Raw genomic sequence first — 1,004 nt, forward strand, 5'->3', positions numbered from 1 at the left:
GCGGAGTGCGGTGTCGGTGCAGGAGGAGATTCTGTGCCAGGCGTTCGCTCAGGTCCTGGGCGTGGAGCGGGTCGGGGTCGACGACGACTTCTTCGTGCTGGGTGGGCATTCGCTGTTGGCGACTCGGTTGGTGAGTCGGGTGCGTGCGGTGCTGGGTGTGGAGGTGGCGCTGCGGACGCTGTTCGAGGCGCCGACGCCGGCCGGGTTGGCTTCTCGGCTGGTGGGGGCGGGTGAGGCGCGTCCTGCGTTGGTGGCGGGGGTGCGGCCGGAGCGGGTGCCGTTGTCGTTTGCGCAGCGCCGGCTGTGGTTCATCGGTCAGTTGGAGGGGCCGAGCTCTACCTATAACCAGCCGGTGGCGCTTCGGTTGAGTGGTGGGGTGGATCGGGGGGCGCTGGGGGCGGCGCTGGTTGATGTGCTGGGTCGGCATGAGGTGCTGCGGACGGTGTTCGCTGTGGCCGAGGGGGAGCCGTATCAGCGGATTCTGCCGGTGGAGGAGTGCGGGTTCGAGCTGGCCTTCGCGCAGGTGGGTGCGGAGGAGTTGGGGGCGGCGGTCGCCGAGGCGCAGGGGTATGCCTTCGATCTGAGTGCTGAACTTCCGCTACGTGCCTGGCTGTTCGAGCTCGGCCCGGACGATCACGCATTGGTGGTGGTGGTCCATCACATCGCCAGCGACGGCTGGTCGTCCGCTCCCCTGGAGCGTGACCTCATCTCCGCCTATGCGGCTCGTTGCGAGGGAGTCGCTCCGGAGTGGTCTGCGCTGCCGGTGCAGTATGCCGACTATGCGTTGTGGCAGCGGGAGCTGCTGGGTGACGAGGGCGACCCGGAGAGTGTGCTGTCGCGTCAGGTGGCTTACTGGCGTGGGGCGTTGGCGGGTGCTCCGGAGGAGCTGGCCCTGCCGATCGATCGCGTGCGGCCGGTGGTGGCGTCGCATGAGGGGCATGCGGTGCGTGTGGAGGTGCCGGCTGGGGTGCATGCGCGGTTGCGTGAGGTGGCGCGTGAGCGTG

1 protein-coding gene is annotated in these 1,004 nt (G+C 69.2%); it reads left to right on the plus strand.

From position 1 onward, the window contains the following. The coding region (locus ACWGN5_RS41955) for a condensation domain-containing protein (protein WP_453524303.1) at positions 1-1,004 on the plus strand (1,004 nt) is incomplete at both ends.

Source organism: Streptomyces sp. NPDC055815 (assembly GCF_053616475.1).